This is a genomic window from Rhizobium sp. BK591 (genome assembly GCF_014195045.1).
Taxonomy (GTDB): Bacteria; Pseudomonadota; Alphaproteobacteria; order Rhizobiales; family Rhizobiaceae; genus Rhizobium; species Rhizobium anhuiense.
This window is the reverse complement of the sequence record NZ_JACIAZ010000005.1, coordinates 193,365-206,085: the sequence shown is the minus strand read 5'-3', so window position 1 is coordinate 206,085 and position 12,721 is coordinate 193,365. Positions and strand designations below refer to the sequence as shown.

General features: G+C 63.5%; 16 protein-coding genes. 8 read left to right on the top strand and 8 right to left on the bottom strand.

From position 1 onward, the window contains the following. The first annotated feature begins 2 nt into the window (after positions 1–2). Together FHX10_RS22995 and ppa are read left to right on the top strand one after the other, a co-directional pair. Positions 3–509, top strand: a complete 507-nt coding sequence (locus FHX10_RS22995; RefSeq protein ID WP_047615619.1) for a GNAT family N-acetyltransferase — start codon at positions 3–5, stop codon at positions 507–509. 182 nt (positions 510–691) lie between these two features. Further along, a complete protein-coding gene (gene ppa / locus FHX10_RS22990; RefSeq protein ID WP_028757793.1) occupies positions 692–1,228 on the top strand; it encodes an inorganic diphosphatase in 537 nt (178 codons plus the stop codon). A gap of 4 nt (positions 1,229–1,232) precedes the next feature. Here ppa and FHX10_RS22985 read toward each other — a convergent pair whose 3' ends face one another. Next, a complete protein-coding gene (locus FHX10_RS22985; protein WP_028757792.1) occupies positions 1,233–1,544 on the bottom strand; it encodes a DUF167 domain-containing protein in 312 nt (103 codons plus the stop codon). Then, entirely contained in the window at positions 1,541–1,831 is a 291-nt protein-coding gene (locus tag FHX10_RS22980) for a YggT family protein (protein ID WP_028757791.1), read from the bottom strand. Before FHX10_RS22980 ends, FHX10_RS22985 begins: the two co-directional genes overlap by 4 nt. A gap of 140 nt (positions 1,832–1,971) precedes the next feature. On the opposite strand from FHX10_RS22980, the gene FHX10_RS22975 reads away from it, so the two are divergent. After that, the gene (locus FHX10_RS22975) at positions 1,972–3,207 is read left to right on the top strand and encodes an MFS transporter (RefSeq protein ID WP_097543593.1); all 1,236 of its coding nucleotides are present in this window, start codon (positions 1,972–1,974) and stop codon (positions 3,205–3,207) included. 22 nt (positions 3,208–3,229) lie between these two features. On the opposite strand, the gene FHX10_RS22970 is transcribed toward FHX10_RS22975, so the two are convergent. The 6 genes from FHX10_RS22970 to hemC all read right to left on the bottom strand — a co-directional run bounded on the left by FHX10_RS22970 (position 3,230) and on the right by hemC (position 9,081). Beyond that, the gene (locus FHX10_RS22970; protein ID WP_063473808.1) at positions 3,230–4,003 is read right to left on the bottom strand and encodes a glutamine amidotransferase; all 774 of its coding nucleotides are present in this window, start codon (positions 4,001–4,003) and stop codon (positions 3,230–3,232) included. Further along, positions 3,972–4,457 (bottom strand): TerB family tellurite resistance protein, encoded by a 486-nt coding sequence (locus tag FHX10_RS22965; protein ID WP_028757788.1) that lies wholly within the window; start codon positions 4,455–4,457, stop codon positions 3,972–3,974. Before FHX10_RS22965 ends, FHX10_RS22970 begins: the two co-directional genes overlap by 32 nt. A gap of 17 nt (positions 4,458–4,474) precedes the next feature. Continuing rightward, a complete protein-coding gene (locus tag FHX10_RS22960; protein WP_063473807.1) occupies positions 4,475–6,091 on the bottom strand; it encodes a heme biosynthesis protein HemY in 1,617 nt (538 codons plus the stop codon). A 4-nt stretch (positions 6,092–6,095) separates the two neighbouring features. After that, entirely contained in the window at positions 6,096–7,367 is a 1,272-nt protein-coding gene (locus tag FHX10_RS22955; RefSeq protein ID WP_174824502.1) for a COG4223 family protein, read from the bottom strand. Positions 7,368–7,435: 68 nt separating this feature from the next. After that, positions 7,436–8,143, bottom strand: a complete 708-nt coding sequence (locus tag FHX10_RS22950) for a uroporphyrinogen-III synthase (RefSeq protein WP_063473805.1) — start codon at positions 8,141–8,143, stop codon at positions 7,436–7,438. A gap of 8 nt (positions 8,144–8,151) precedes the next feature. After that, on the bottom strand, positions 8,152–9,081 hold the full coding sequence (gene hemC, locus FHX10_RS22945; protein ID WP_063473804.1) for a hydroxymethylbilane synthase: 930 nt from the start codon (positions 9,079–9,081) through the stop codon (positions 8,152–8,154). Between the two features lie 72 nt (positions 9,082–9,153). On the opposite strand from hemC, the gene tsaD reads away from it, so the two are divergent. The 5 genes from tsaD to FHX10_RS22920 are packed head-to-tail and all read left to right on the top strand — an operon-like array spanning position 9,154 to position 12,648. Further along, positions 9,154–10,287 carry a tRNA (adenosine(37)-N6)-threonylcarbamoyltransferase complex transferase subunit TsaD gene (tsaD, locus tag FHX10_RS22940; RefSeq protein WP_063473803.1) on the top strand — a complete coding sequence of 378 codons (1,134 nt, stop codon included), beginning with the start codon at positions 9,154–9,156 and terminating at the stop codon, positions 10,285–10,287. Next, positions 10,284–11,267, top strand: a complete 984-nt coding sequence (locus FHX10_RS22935) for an NAD(P)H-dependent glycerol-3-phosphate dehydrogenase (protein WP_063473802.1) — start codon at positions 10,284–10,286, stop codon at positions 11,265–11,267. Before tsaD ends, FHX10_RS22935 begins: the two co-directional genes overlap by 4 nt. A 9-nt stretch (positions 11,268–11,276) precedes the next feature. Beyond that, on the top strand, positions 11,277–11,570 hold the full coding sequence (locus FHX10_RS22930) for a YciI-like protein (RefSeq protein ID WP_063473801.1): 294 nt from the start codon (positions 11,277–11,279) through the stop codon (positions 11,568–11,570). Positions 11,571–11,572: 2 nt separating this feature from the next. Further along, complete coding sequence (locus tag FHX10_RS22925) at positions 11,573–12,004, top strand: EVE domain-containing protein (RefSeq protein WP_020051996.1); 432 nt, start codon at positions 11,573–11,575, stop codon at positions 12,002–12,004. Beyond that, positions 12,001–12,648 (top strand): class I SAM-dependent methyltransferase, encoded by a 648-nt coding sequence (locus tag FHX10_RS22920; protein ID WP_063473800.1) that lies wholly within the window; start codon positions 12,001–12,003, stop codon positions 12,646–12,648. The genes FHX10_RS22925 and FHX10_RS22920 overlap by 4 nt, the downstream gene beginning before the upstream one ends. Positions 12,649–12,721: the final 73 nt, after the last annotated feature.

Below are 12,721 nucleotides of genomic sequence, written 5' to 3'. Positions count from 1 at the left end.
TTATGAAGACGTTGTCGATCGATGTCCGGCGGGCCGAGCCGCATGATGCCCGCGCTATATCGGAAACACACAGGCTCGCCTGGCAGCATACCTATGCGGGTATCATTCCGCATCGTGCGCTGACGCAGATGATCGAGCGGCGCGGCGAAAGCTGGTGGCGCAAGGCGACGCGCGGGCCGGCAACGCTGCTGGTTCTCGATGTTGCCGGCACCGTCGCCGGCTATGCGACGCTTGGCCTGAACCGCGCCCGCGCTTTACCGCAGGAAGGCGAAATCTACGAGCTTTACCTTCGGCCCGAATATCAGGGCATCGGCCTCGGCAGGATGCTGTTCGGCGAGGCGCGCCGGCTGTTGAAGTCGCTGGGCTGCAACGGGCTGGTGGTCTGGTGCCTCGAGGAAAACGAGACTGCCGGCCGCTTCTACCGCCATCACGGCGGTGTCGATTTCTGCGAAGGCATGGAAAGTTTCGACCACAGGCAATTGAAGAAGATCGGCTTCATCTGGAGCTGATCGATCCCTAGCGTGTCTGAAAAGACGCACGGCGCTAGAGTCGGCCTTCGCCTATCTCCTACCGGAAGTTTTTGATGTGAATGTGCGCCGCTGCAGTCAAGCATTGGCGCTGTGCGATGTTGCGTTGCCACATGAAACTGATTATCTGGCTGCGAACAAATTCAACCTCGCGGGAGTTTCCTATGCGCATCGACGCTATTTCCATCGGTAATAATCCACCTGAGGACGTCAACGTTATCGTCGAGGTTCCGGTCGGCGGTCATCCCATCAAGTATGAGATGGACAAGGAAGCCGGCACGCTGGTGGTCGATCGTTTCCTCTATACGCCGATGACCTATCCCGGCAATTATGGTTTCGTGCCGCACACACTGTCGGAAGACGGCGACCCGATCGATGTGCTGATCGCCAGCACCCGCCCGCTGGTTCCCGGCTGCGTCATCAATGTCCGCCCGATCGGCGTCCTGAAGATGGAAGACAATTCCGGCAAGGACGAGAAGATCATCGCCGTGCCGTCGCCGAAGCTGACGCTGCGCTACGAGAAGGTGAAGGACTACACCGATCTTCCCGAGATCACGCTGAAGCAGATCGAGCACTTCTTCGAGCACTACAAGGATCTGGAGCCCGGCAAGTGGGTGAAAATCTTCGGCTGGGGCGACTCCAAGGAAGCCGGTGAACTGATCCTCGAAGCCGTCGAGCGCGCCAAGACGACGAAGGGCTGATCGTTCAGCGAAGAAACGCTTCGAGCTTTCTTGCCAAATCCTCCGGGTCGCCGTCGATCCGGAGGATTTTTTTGCGTGCGGTCTCGCCGGAGACAAAGCTGACGCTGGATTTGGGAATGCGCAGCGATTGCGCGATCAGCAGGATGAGGGCCTTGTTTGCCTTGCCCTTTTCCGGGACCGATGTGACGCGCGCCTTCAGGAGGGCTTCACCCTCGCCGTCGGCCTCGATGCCATCGATTGCGTCACGCCCGCCATTCGGCGTCAGCCGGACGGCGAGGCGCAGATGGTCATCGAAAAGGCGCCAGGGACGGCTCAAGCGACCAGCGGGTACAGCGTGGTCCACAGCAAGGTGCGCAGGAAGAAGATGATCAGCAGCAGGATGATCGGCGAAATGTCGATGCCGCCAAGGTTCGGCAGAAAGCGGCGGATCGGCTTCAGCGCCGGTTCGGTGACGTTATAGAGAAAAGTGCCGACCGAATTGACGAACTGATTGCTGGAGTTGATGACGTTAAAGGCATAGAGCCAGGAAAAAATGGCACTGCCAATCAGGATCCAGGTGTAAATATTCAAAGCCAAATCAATGGTTTGAAACAGCGCAAACATCGTCATCTCCAAATTCGTTGTTGACAGACATGTAGACATTGGTGACTAAACGAGCAAGTGCCGTGTGGAGACGCGCGGTGAATCATGTTTAACGGGCGGCTCTGCAGCTATTGCGGCGCCCGTCTCCTCGGAAAACATCCATGTCGTTTGCGCCCACCGGAGACCGTTTTGCCGCGTTTCGGCATTCGTCCTACACGCGGTTCTTCTTCGCGCGCTTCCTGCTTTCCTTCTCGCAGCAGATCGTCAGCGTTGCCGTCGGCTGGCAGATGTACGACCAGACGGGCAAGGCGATCTATCTCGGCCTGATCGGTCTCGTGCAGTTCCTGCCGTCGCTGCTGCTCATGCTCGTCACCGGCTCGGTGGCCGACCGGTATAATCGCCGGGCGATCGCCGCGCTCTGCTCGCTGGTGAGCGCGCTCTGCACACTGGCGCTGCTGGTCATGACTATCATGGGCACCTTTACACCTCTGCCTGTTTTCGCCGTCCTTTTGATCTTCGGCATCGAACGTGCCTTCATGTCGCCGGCGGTGCAGTCGCTGGCGCCCAATCTCGTGCCGGAGCAGGCTCTTTCCAATGCGATCGCCTGGAATTCGTCGTCCTGGCAGCTTGCGGCGATCACCGGGCCGGTGCTCGGCGGCCTGCTCTACGGCGTCAGCGCGACGACCGCCTATAGTGTGGCGGTGATCTTTTCCGTGCTCGGTGCGGCCCTTCTCTACATGATCCCGAAGCCGGAGCAGAAGACGACGGGCGAAACCAAGAGCTGGGCAATGATCCTCGGTGGCTTCAGCTTCATCCGCGCCGAAAGGGTGGTGCTCGGGGCGATCTCACTCGATCTCTTCGCCGTATTGCTCGGCGGCGCGACGGCGCTGATGCCGATTTTTGCGCGTGATATTCTGACACTCGGTCCCTGGGGGCTCGGGCTGTTGCGTGCCGCACCCGGCCTTGGCGCCATCGTCATGGCGATCTTCCTGGCCGCCTACCCGCTCAAACACCGCGCCGGCATCTACATGTTCATCGGCGTCGCCCTGTTCGGCCTTGGAACGATCATTTTCGGCGTGTCGACCAACACCGAGGTCTCGATCGCGGCGCTGGCGCTGATGGGGGCGGCCGACATGGTGTCGGTCTATGTGCGCGAGAGCCTGATTGCGCTCTGGACGCCGGATCATCTGCGCGGCCGGGTCAACGCCGTCAACATGGTCTTCGTCGGTGCTTCAAACGAACTCGGGGAATTCAGGGCAGGCACGATGGCATCGATCTTCGGTGCTGTGCCGGCGGTTGTTATCGGCGGGATCGGAACGCTTGCTGTGGCGGCGATCTGGGCTTCGAGTTTCCCGAAATTGCGGCAGATCGATACGCTCGACGCGCCCACCGCATAGTCGGGATCGATTTCGAAACCGATTATGCGCGAAGAGCGATAGAAGACGTCGCCTTCGCCGCCTTTCCCTCGAAGACGATGTCGAGGAATTCGGTCAGCCAGGCTCTCAGCGGCGCGTCGAACAGCATGCGGCCTTCGAGATGTTCGCGGCCCTGCTGGGCGTTCGGCAGGATGAAGCGATGGGCGCCATGCACGACCCAGCGATGCATCATCACCCGAGTGAGCTCGGCATGGAACTGCAGGCCCCAGGCGTTGCCGTCGTAGCGGAAGGCCTGGTTCGGATAGGCATCGCCTTCGGCCAGCAGGTCGGCGCCGCGCGGCAGTTCGAAACCCTCGCGATGGAAATGATAGACCATCTTCGGCCAGTGCATCAGCAGCCGGCCCTTCTCGGTCGGGTGCAGCGGATACCAGCCGATCTCCGTCGAGCCGTCGGCATTCGGCTGCACCTTGCCGCCGAGATGATGCACCAGCATCTGCGCGCCGAGGCAGATGCCGAGATAGGGGCGTTTTTCCCGCAGCGGAATATCGATCCAGTCGATCTCCTTCTTGATGAAGTCATCGGGATCATTGGCGCTCATCGGCCCGCCGAAGACCACGGCGCCGGCATGGTCTTCGAGCGTCGTCGGAAGCGGCTCGCCGAGAACCGGGCGACGAATATCGAGGCGGTAGCCCTTTTCGACGAGCAATTGGCCGACACGGCCGGGGCTCGATCGCTCCTGATGCAGGATGATAAGGATCGGGCGCCCGTCGCGGTTCGGGTTCTGCTCAGTCGGCATCATCTTGCGCAACCTGGACATCCGTCACCCTGGCGGCGGCCTCCTGCCGCTTCTGGATGCGCTCGCGCGAGGAGACGCCGAGCAGATCGGCGATACGCCAGATCACATGGTCTTCCATCTCGCTGCGTTCGCCATCGGCATAGACGATGTCCCAGAGGATGCCGATCAGCTCCAGCCGTTGCTCGGTATTGAGATGGCGTTTCAGGTCGGCGGTGAAGCGATAATAATCGACGGCGGTGCTTTCGGCCTCCAGACCGGCGGCCATCAGAGCATCGAGCTGTTTGCCGTCGAGGGCATACTGCTCCTTCAGGAGCTTGCGCAGCCGCTTCTTCTCGCTGGCTTTGATCTGACCGTCGGCCTCCATGACCTGCATGCAGAGCGCTGCCACTGCGATGCGCGGATCATCAGGGGCAAATCCTTTCTTCGGGTGGTCGGCGGTGAGCTTTTGGAAGAATGCCTGAAAGCGTTCGAACATGCGGTTTTCGTTCCATTTCAGAAAAGGCGGAGCCGTGTCTTGGGTTCCGGTTCCACCCTGGGATCGCGAACGCCGGGATCATCCGGCAACCCGCCAAAGAAAGGTTTTGCCTCATTCGGCGCCGGCGCTTTATCGCTCGCGGCCGGTTCGACGGGTTTCGATTTTGCCGGCGCTGGTGCCGGCGTGGGGCGCACAGCCTCGGCAATCGTCGCAGCGCGTTCCAGCTCGATGATGCGATGGTCGTTGACGGGGCTTTCCGGCCTGACGTCACGCAGCGGCGGCAGCGTCTTCAGAGCCGTTTCGATCGAGGCCGGCGTCGAACCGTCTTCGAGCGGACCTTCGATCTGGCCGAAAGGCGCCTTCCATTCGAAGGCGTCGAGACGGCCGGTCACCGGCGATATCGGCAGCCATTTGTCGGAGACGAAACCATCCGCCACCCAGGCCGGATCGCGCGGCGCCTTGAGCGCCTGGGCCAGCCAGTGGCGCACGCGGCCCTGGTCGCCGGTCTCGGCCTCTTCGATGTCGGCCAAGAGCAGGAAGGCGGCTTCACGCGGCTGCATGCGCGCCGCCGCTTCCGCCTTGGTGCGCGCCTTGGCGAATTCCTGCGCGTCGAGTGCCGCCTGAGCGACGACGAGAAGGGATTCGACATTGTTCGGGCGCAGCCCTTCCAGCCGCTCGGCACGCTTCAGTCGGTCGAGCGTGGAATCGCCGCTGCGGGCCCTGACATAGGCCTGGCCGATCTCCGAATGCGGTGCCGATTTCCAGGCCTGTTCGAGGATCGAGGCGGCTTTGCGCACGCCGCCTTCGCGGAACAGCGCCTTTGCAGCGACGAGAGCTGCCGGAATGAAATCGGGGGCGAGCTTCAGCGCCTGCTGGGCGTCGTCGCGAGCACCGGCCGGGTTGCTTTCCAGCTTCTCGCCGGCGCGCGCCGTCAGCAGGACGGCATGCAGACGGTTGGCTTCGGCCTTTTCGACGACGCGGGCAGCCTTCTGCTGTTCGAGCAGGCGGATCGCATCGTCCCAGCGGCCGGCCTGACTGCGATATTCGAGCGTCGCCTGGGCTGCCCAGGGCAGATAGGGCGCGTTGTCGGCCGCCTTTTCGGCATATTGGCGGGCCGCCTCGTTGGCCCCGAGACGGCGGGCTTCGAGATAAAGGCCGCGCAGGCCGAGTTCGCGCGTCTCGGGATCGTTGGCCATGGCCTCAAACTTGGCGCGCGCCTCGTCATGGCGGCCTTCGATCAGGGCCGCCTGAGCTTCGAGCAGGTTGATCAGAGGCTCCTGATCGGCGCGGATGAGGCCGCGCGAGCGGGCGGCCATCTTGCGGGCAAGCAGGGCATTGCCGGCGCCGGCGGCGATCAGGCCGGTGGACAGCGCCTGATAACCGCGGTCGCGCTTGCGGGCGCGGAAATATCGCGTCACCGAATGCGGCGAAGTCCAGACCAGGCGGACGAACCACCAGGCGATCATCACGGCGGCGATGAGAGCGATGATGGCGCTGGCGGCAACGATCAGCTTCGTCTGGTAGATCTGGCCCTCCCAGATCAGCGAGAGATCGCCGGGGCGATCGGCAAGCCAGGAGAAGCCATAGGCGAGAAGCAGCACGAAGAGGGCGAAGGCGACAAGGCGGATCAGCATGGTCTTATCCTTCCTTGCCGGTGCCGGAAACGGCTTTCGACAGCGCGCCCCCGACCAGTTCCTCGACGCGGATGCGCGCTTCGAGTGATTGCTTGAAGGCGGTCGACGCCTGCTTGCCGAGGGCGGGCAGATTGTTCCATTCGGCGGAAGCGCCGGGCAGGTCACCGCTCTTCACTTTGTCCTCCATGCGGGCAGCAATGGCTTCGACGCTTTCACCCTCTATATTGCCGACGGGGCGAACGCTCACCAGCGACTTGGCGCTCGACATCAGCCGGTCCGACCAGCTCTGGTTCGGATCCGGCTGGTTGACGGCTTCGACGATCGCGGTGGCGACATCGGGAACCGCTGCCACCAGTTCGGCGCGTGAGGGAATGCCGGTCTCGGCAAAGGCGCGGAGGTCGGCGACAGCAGGATCGTCGGGCGCGACGCCGGCGAAAGTGTCGAGTTCGGCCACAAACGGACCGCCGCGATCGATCGCCGCCTTAAGGGCGGCGGCCGCGATCGCCCGGGCGACGGCGACGTCCTCGCGCGGCTCGTTCAGCTTCTTTTCGGCCTCTTCGAGGCGCTTGGATATATCGGCGCCGTTCGTCGTCTGCTGTTCGGAAGACTGGGCAAGTGTGGCGCGCAGCTGATCGACCTGGCCGGTCAGTTCCGCAATCTTCTGGTTGAGCGCCTCGACATTTGCCGAATCGGCCGGTGCACCGGCTGCGGGAGCCTTCGCCGCCGATTCCAGCGCAGCGACGCGCTTCTCGAGCGCGCCGTCATCCGTGCTCGCCGGGTTGGCGGCAAGGTTGGCGACGGCCTGTTTCAGGCCGTCGATCTCGCCGGAAAGCTCGGCGGTCTCCGGCGAGGTCGCCTGTGGCGCAGACGAGCTCGGGAGGTAACCGGCATACTGGATGGCGCCCGCGCCGAGCAGCGCCACGAGGCCGCCGAAGATGCCGGCGGCAATGAGACCGGAGGTGCCGGCGCTCTTCGGCGCGGGCTGTTCGGGAGGAGGGGTGTAGGACGGTTCCGAAGCTACCGGTTCCTCCTCAAGCGCCTCCGCCGCAGGCTTTTCTTCATATTCGGCATGCGAGGCAGCTTCGGTTTCGGGCGTCAGGCCGTCGTCCGTGGCGGCGGTAGTGTCGGCATCACCGGCTGGGCTCTCTACCGGCTTTTCGGTATCGGCTGCGGAGGCGAATTCCTGTGCATCGAGGTCGATCGTGACCGGCTCGTCGGCGCTCTTCGAATGGCGTGGCGGGTTTCCCGATACCATGAGGTCCTCTTTATCCTGCATTGCAACGAAACTAGACAGTGATCCCAGTTAAGGGAAGAGGTTAGATCAAATTTGGGCAGTTAGAGCCTTCAAAGCAGCGACAAAAGGCTTCTCTCATCCGGCATCGGCGCAATCGTCACGTTTTTTCGAAGTACTGCCGGAACGGCTCCCGCCACCGCCTCGCTCAGGCAAAGGAGGCGAATTGTGCTGCGCTTCAGTAGGGCGGACCGCGGCTCCGGCAGGCGAAAGAAATCCTCAGCCGTCTGGCGGGAATAGAAGAGGATGACGTCCGGGCCACCGTCAGCGAAGATCGCGTCGACCTCGGCAGAATCGGGGACGGCCGATTGCATGCGATAACATTCGGCGACGGAAAATTGGATGCCAAGCTCGCGCAATCTTCCTTCGAAAGTTTCGGCGCGCGGGGTGCCGGCAAGATAGAGCAACCCGTCGGCTCCCTGCACCGCGATGAGATCGGCAAGATCGCGGCCGTTGCCCGCGGATGCGGCGACATATCGGAAGCCAAGGCTGCGCGCCTCTCCCGCCGTCGTCTCCCCGACCGCGAAAAACGGGCGGGTAAGATGCGGACGAAGCTGCTCACCGAGGGCGGAAACGACCCTGATCGCTTCGGCGCTGGTCACCGCGATTGCGCCGCTGGTGGTCGCCAGCGCGGCTACGGCGGCGGTGTTGTCGTGGACCGGCTGGCGCAGCGGCAGCAGCAAGGGCTCGTGGCCCATATCGCGCAAACGTTGTGCGGTTCTCGTCGCCGAATGGGCGGGGCGGGTGACGAGCACGCGCATCAGCGGCCTCAGTGCCAATCGTCGAAAAAGGCGCTGCCGGCCCTTGCGCGCACGTCCTGGCCGGCGCGGGTGCCGAGTGCCGCCGCGTCGCGGCGGTGGCCGTCGGTCGTCACGGCATGCTGGCTGCGGCCGTCGGGGGTGATGATGAGGCCGGAGAAGCGGATCAGGTCGCCTTCGCAGATGGCATAACCACCGATCGGCGTGCGGCAGGAGCCGTCGAGTGCGGCGAGGAAGGCGCGTTCGCAGGAGACGGTGTCGAAAGTCGTGATATCGTTGACCGGTGCCAGCAGATCGTCGACCCTGGCATCGCCGATGCGGCTTTCGATGCAGATCGCCCCCTGCGCCGGGGCGGGCGGGAAGGTGTCGGGATCGAGGATATCGGTCAGCACATCGACCTTGCCGAGACGCTTCAGGCCGGCCAGTGCCAGCAGGGTCGCGTCCACCTGGCCCTCCTCGAGCTTGCGCAGGCGCGTTTCCACTAGGCCGCGGAAGGTGATGACGTTAATGTCAGGCCGCATGCGGCGGATCAGCGCCTGGCGGCGCAGCGACGAGGAACCAACGGTGGCGCCATGCGGCAGGTCGATCAGTTTGCGCGCGGTGCGACCGATGACGGCGTCGCGGATATCCTCGCGCGGCAGATAGGCGGAAAGATGAAGGCCCTCGGGCAGGTGCGTCGGCATGTCCTTGGCGGAGTGCACGGCGAAATCCAGCTCGCCAGCGGCAAGCTTCTGTTCGAGCTCTTCGGTGAAGAGGCCCTTGCCGCCAATCTCGGAAAGCGACCGGTCGGTGATGCGGTCGCCCTTGGTCGTCAGCACGACGATCTCGAACAGTTCTTCGGGCAGATGATGCGCCGCCATCAGCCTGTCGCGGGCCTCATGCGCCTGGGCAAGCGCCAGCGGGCTACCCCGCGTGCCGATCCGGAAAGGTTTTGTTTGCATCCGCTCAATTCCGTTGTTACCGGAGTTCTCGTAAACGGGTTTCCATCCCATCGCAATCAACGAACAGGCTTCATGGTTCCCTTTCTACGCATCCTTGGCATCGAAACAAGCTGCGACGAGACCGCCGCCGCCGTCGTCGAGCGCGATGCGGAGGGGCATTCCAACGTGCTGTCGGACGTGGTGCTGTCGCAGCTCGACGAGCACAGCGCCTATGGCGGCGTGGTGCCGGAGATCGCCGCGCGCGCCCATGTCGAGGCGCTGGACGAGCTGATCGAAGAGGCGCTGAAGCGCGCCAATGTGTCGCTGGGCGATGTCGACGCCATTGCCGCCACGTCGGGGCCGGGGTTGATCGGCGGGCTGCTTGTCGGGTTGATGACCGGCAAAGCGATTGCCAGAGCCGCTGGCAAGCCGCTCTATGCGGTCAACCATCTCGAAGGCCATGCGCTGACGGCGCGGCTGACGGACGGACTGTCCTTTCCCTATCTGATGCTGCTCGTCTCCGGTGGCCATACCCAACTCATCCTGGTGCGCGGCGTCGGGCAATACGAGCGCTGGGGCACGACGATCGACGATGCGCTCGGCGAAGCCTTCGACAAGACGGCAAAGCTGCTCGGCCTGCCCTATCCCGGCGGACCGGCGGTGGAGCGCATGGCGCGGGACGGCAATCCCGATCGTTTCAATTTTCCGCGGCCGCTGGTCGGTGAGGCAAGGCTCGATTTCTCCTTCTCCGGATTGAAGACGGCCGTGCGGCAGGCGGCACAGGATATCGCGCCGCTCAGCGATCAGGACGTGGCGGATATCTGCGCCTCGTTCCAGAAGGCGATTTCGCGGACGCTGAAGGATCGCATCGGCCGCGGCCTGCAGCGGTTCAAGACGGAATTTCCGGCGACATTGCCTACTCCTGGGCCTGCTACCGGCTCTGCTGCTGGCGAAAAGCCTGCGCTCGTCGTTGCCGGCGGCGTCGCCGCCAATCTCGAACTGCGCGGCACGCTGCAGGCGCTGTGCGACAAGAATGGCTTCCGTTTTATTGCACCGCCGCTGCACCTCTGCACCGACAATGCCGTGATGATCGCCTGGGCGGGACTGGAGCGGATGGCGGCGGGTGCCGCACCGGATGCGCTCGACGTACAGCCGCGGTCGCGCTGGCCGCTCGATTCCAACGCGGAAACGCTGGTCGGTTTCGGAAAAAGAGGAGCCAAGGCATGAGCGAAAACATCGCCGTCGTCGGATCGGGGGCTTTCGGCACGGCGCTTGCCGCCGTCATCGCCCTTGCCGGGCGCAGTGCGGTGACGCTTGTCGGGCGCAATCCGGCGCTGATGGAAGATCTGAAGAGCGAGCGGCTGCATGATGCGGTGCTGCCCGGCATTTCTCTGCCCGACACGCTGGAATTTTCCGCCGAGGCGGATGCAATCACCGGCGCCTCCATCGTGCTTTTTGCGATGCCGTCGCAGGCGCAGGCCGATGCGGCGCGGCAATACGGACCTTATCTTTCCAAAGACGCTGTCGTCGTCACCTGCGCCAAGGGCATCGAGCGGGCGACGGGCAATCTTCTGACCGACATGCTGGAACGGGAACTGCCGGACCATTCCGTCGCGGTGCTCTCAGGCCCGGGTTTTGCCGCCGATATCGCCAAAGGCCTGCCGACGGCGATGGCGATTGCGGCAGCCGACATGGAGACGGCTGAGCGGCTAGCGCAGGCGATATCAGGCCGGACCTTCCGGCTCTATGCCTCCAGCGACCGGATCGGCGTGCAGCTCGGCGGCGCGCTCAAGAATGTGCTGGCGATCGCCTGCGGCATCGTCGAAGGCCGCGGCATCGGCGATTCTGCGCGTGCGGCGCTGATTGCGCGCGGGCTTGCGGAAATGTCGCGTTTCGTCGTCGCCATGGGCGGCCAGGCGGATACGGTGCGCGGGCTTTCCGGGCTCGGAGATCTGGTGCTGACGGCGACGAGCCATCAATCGCGAAACCTGCGCTTCGGCATCGCGCTCGGGCGCGGCGACAAGACCGATCCCCTGCATGGCGCGCTGGTGGAAGGCGCGTTTGCCGCCTCCGTCGCCTCGCGGCTGGCGGCGGAATTGAAGGTCAGCATGCCGATCACCGATGCCGTTTCCGCCATTATCGACGGCAGGCTCGATATATCAGAGGCGATCGAGCAGCTGATGACGCGTCCGATCACCACCGAATAGGAGACAGACATGCTTTTCGCCCTTCTCTGCAAGGACAAACCGGGACATCTGAACGTGCGCATGGATACGCGTCCGACACATATCGAGCATCTGAACAGACTGAATGCCGAGGGCACGCTGAAGATCGCCGGCCCATTTCTCGACGATGACGGCAAGCCCTGCGGCAGCCTGATCATCATCGAAGCGGAATCGAAAGAGGCGGCGCGGGCGTTTGCCGATGCCGACCCTTACGCCAAGGCCGGACTGTTCGAAAGCGTCGAGGTCCAGGCCTACAACTGGGTCTTCAACAAACCGGAGGCGTGAACATGGCGCACTGGCTCTATAAATCCGAACCCGCCTCCTGGTCCTGGGAGCAGCAGAAGGCTGCCGGCGAAAAGGGCACAGAATGGACCGGCGTCCGCAACTATCTGGCGCGCAACAATATGCGGGCGATGCAGATCGGCGACAAAGGCTTCTTCTACCATTCCAATGACGGGCTGGAGATCGTCGGCATCGTCGAAGTCTGCGCCCTCTCCCATCCCGATTCCTCCGCCAAGGGCGATCCGAAGTGGGATTGCGTCGATATCCGAGCCGTCATGGACTTGCCTAAGCCGGTGACGCTGAAGGATGTCAAGGCGAGCGAGAAGCTTGCCAAGATGGCGCTCGTCACCTCGATGCGGCTGTCGGTGCAGCCGGTGACGGAAGAAGAATATCTCGAAGTCTGCCGCATGGGCGGGCTGGACAATCCGCCGCGTTGAAGACCGATCCCGAAGCCTTCATCCGCGCCAATACCAGCCTGATGCCGCCGCCGCATGTGCCGGAGATTTCGCTCTATCTGGCGAGCGAGGCGCATGAACTCTGGCTGAAGACGGAGGAGGAGCTGGAGGCGATCGGTCTGCCGCCACCCTTCTGGGCTTTTGCCTGGGCGGGCGGTCAGGGACTGGCGCGCTACATCCTCGACCAACCGGAAACGGTGCGCGGCAAGCGCGTGCTCGATTTCGCCAGCGGTTCCGGCCTTGTCGGCATTGCGGCTGTGATGGCCGGTGCCCGCAAGGTCACCGCCTGCGATATCGATCCCTGGGCGCTAGCCGCAGTCCGGATGAATGCCGAGGCCAATCGCGTTTTGCTCGGATTTACCGGCGCCGATCTGATCGGCCAGGCCGTCGATGCGGATATCGTGCTTGCCGGCGACGTCTTCTACGACCGCGCTTTCGCCGATGCGCTCGTTCCCTGGTTCGCGATGCTGGCGGCCGAGGGCAAGGCGGTGCTGGTCGGCGATCCCGGACGCAGTTACCTGCCGCGGGATCGGCTGGAATTTTGCGCGGTTTACGAGGTGCCGGTGACGCGGGCGCTAGAGGACAGCGAAATCAAGAGGACGACGGTGTGGCGTTTCGCTCCCTAGGTCGGGCCGACATTCAGGTTTCGATCACGCGGGCTATTCTATGTTGGCATTCCAGCAAGCACTCGCCGGCTGG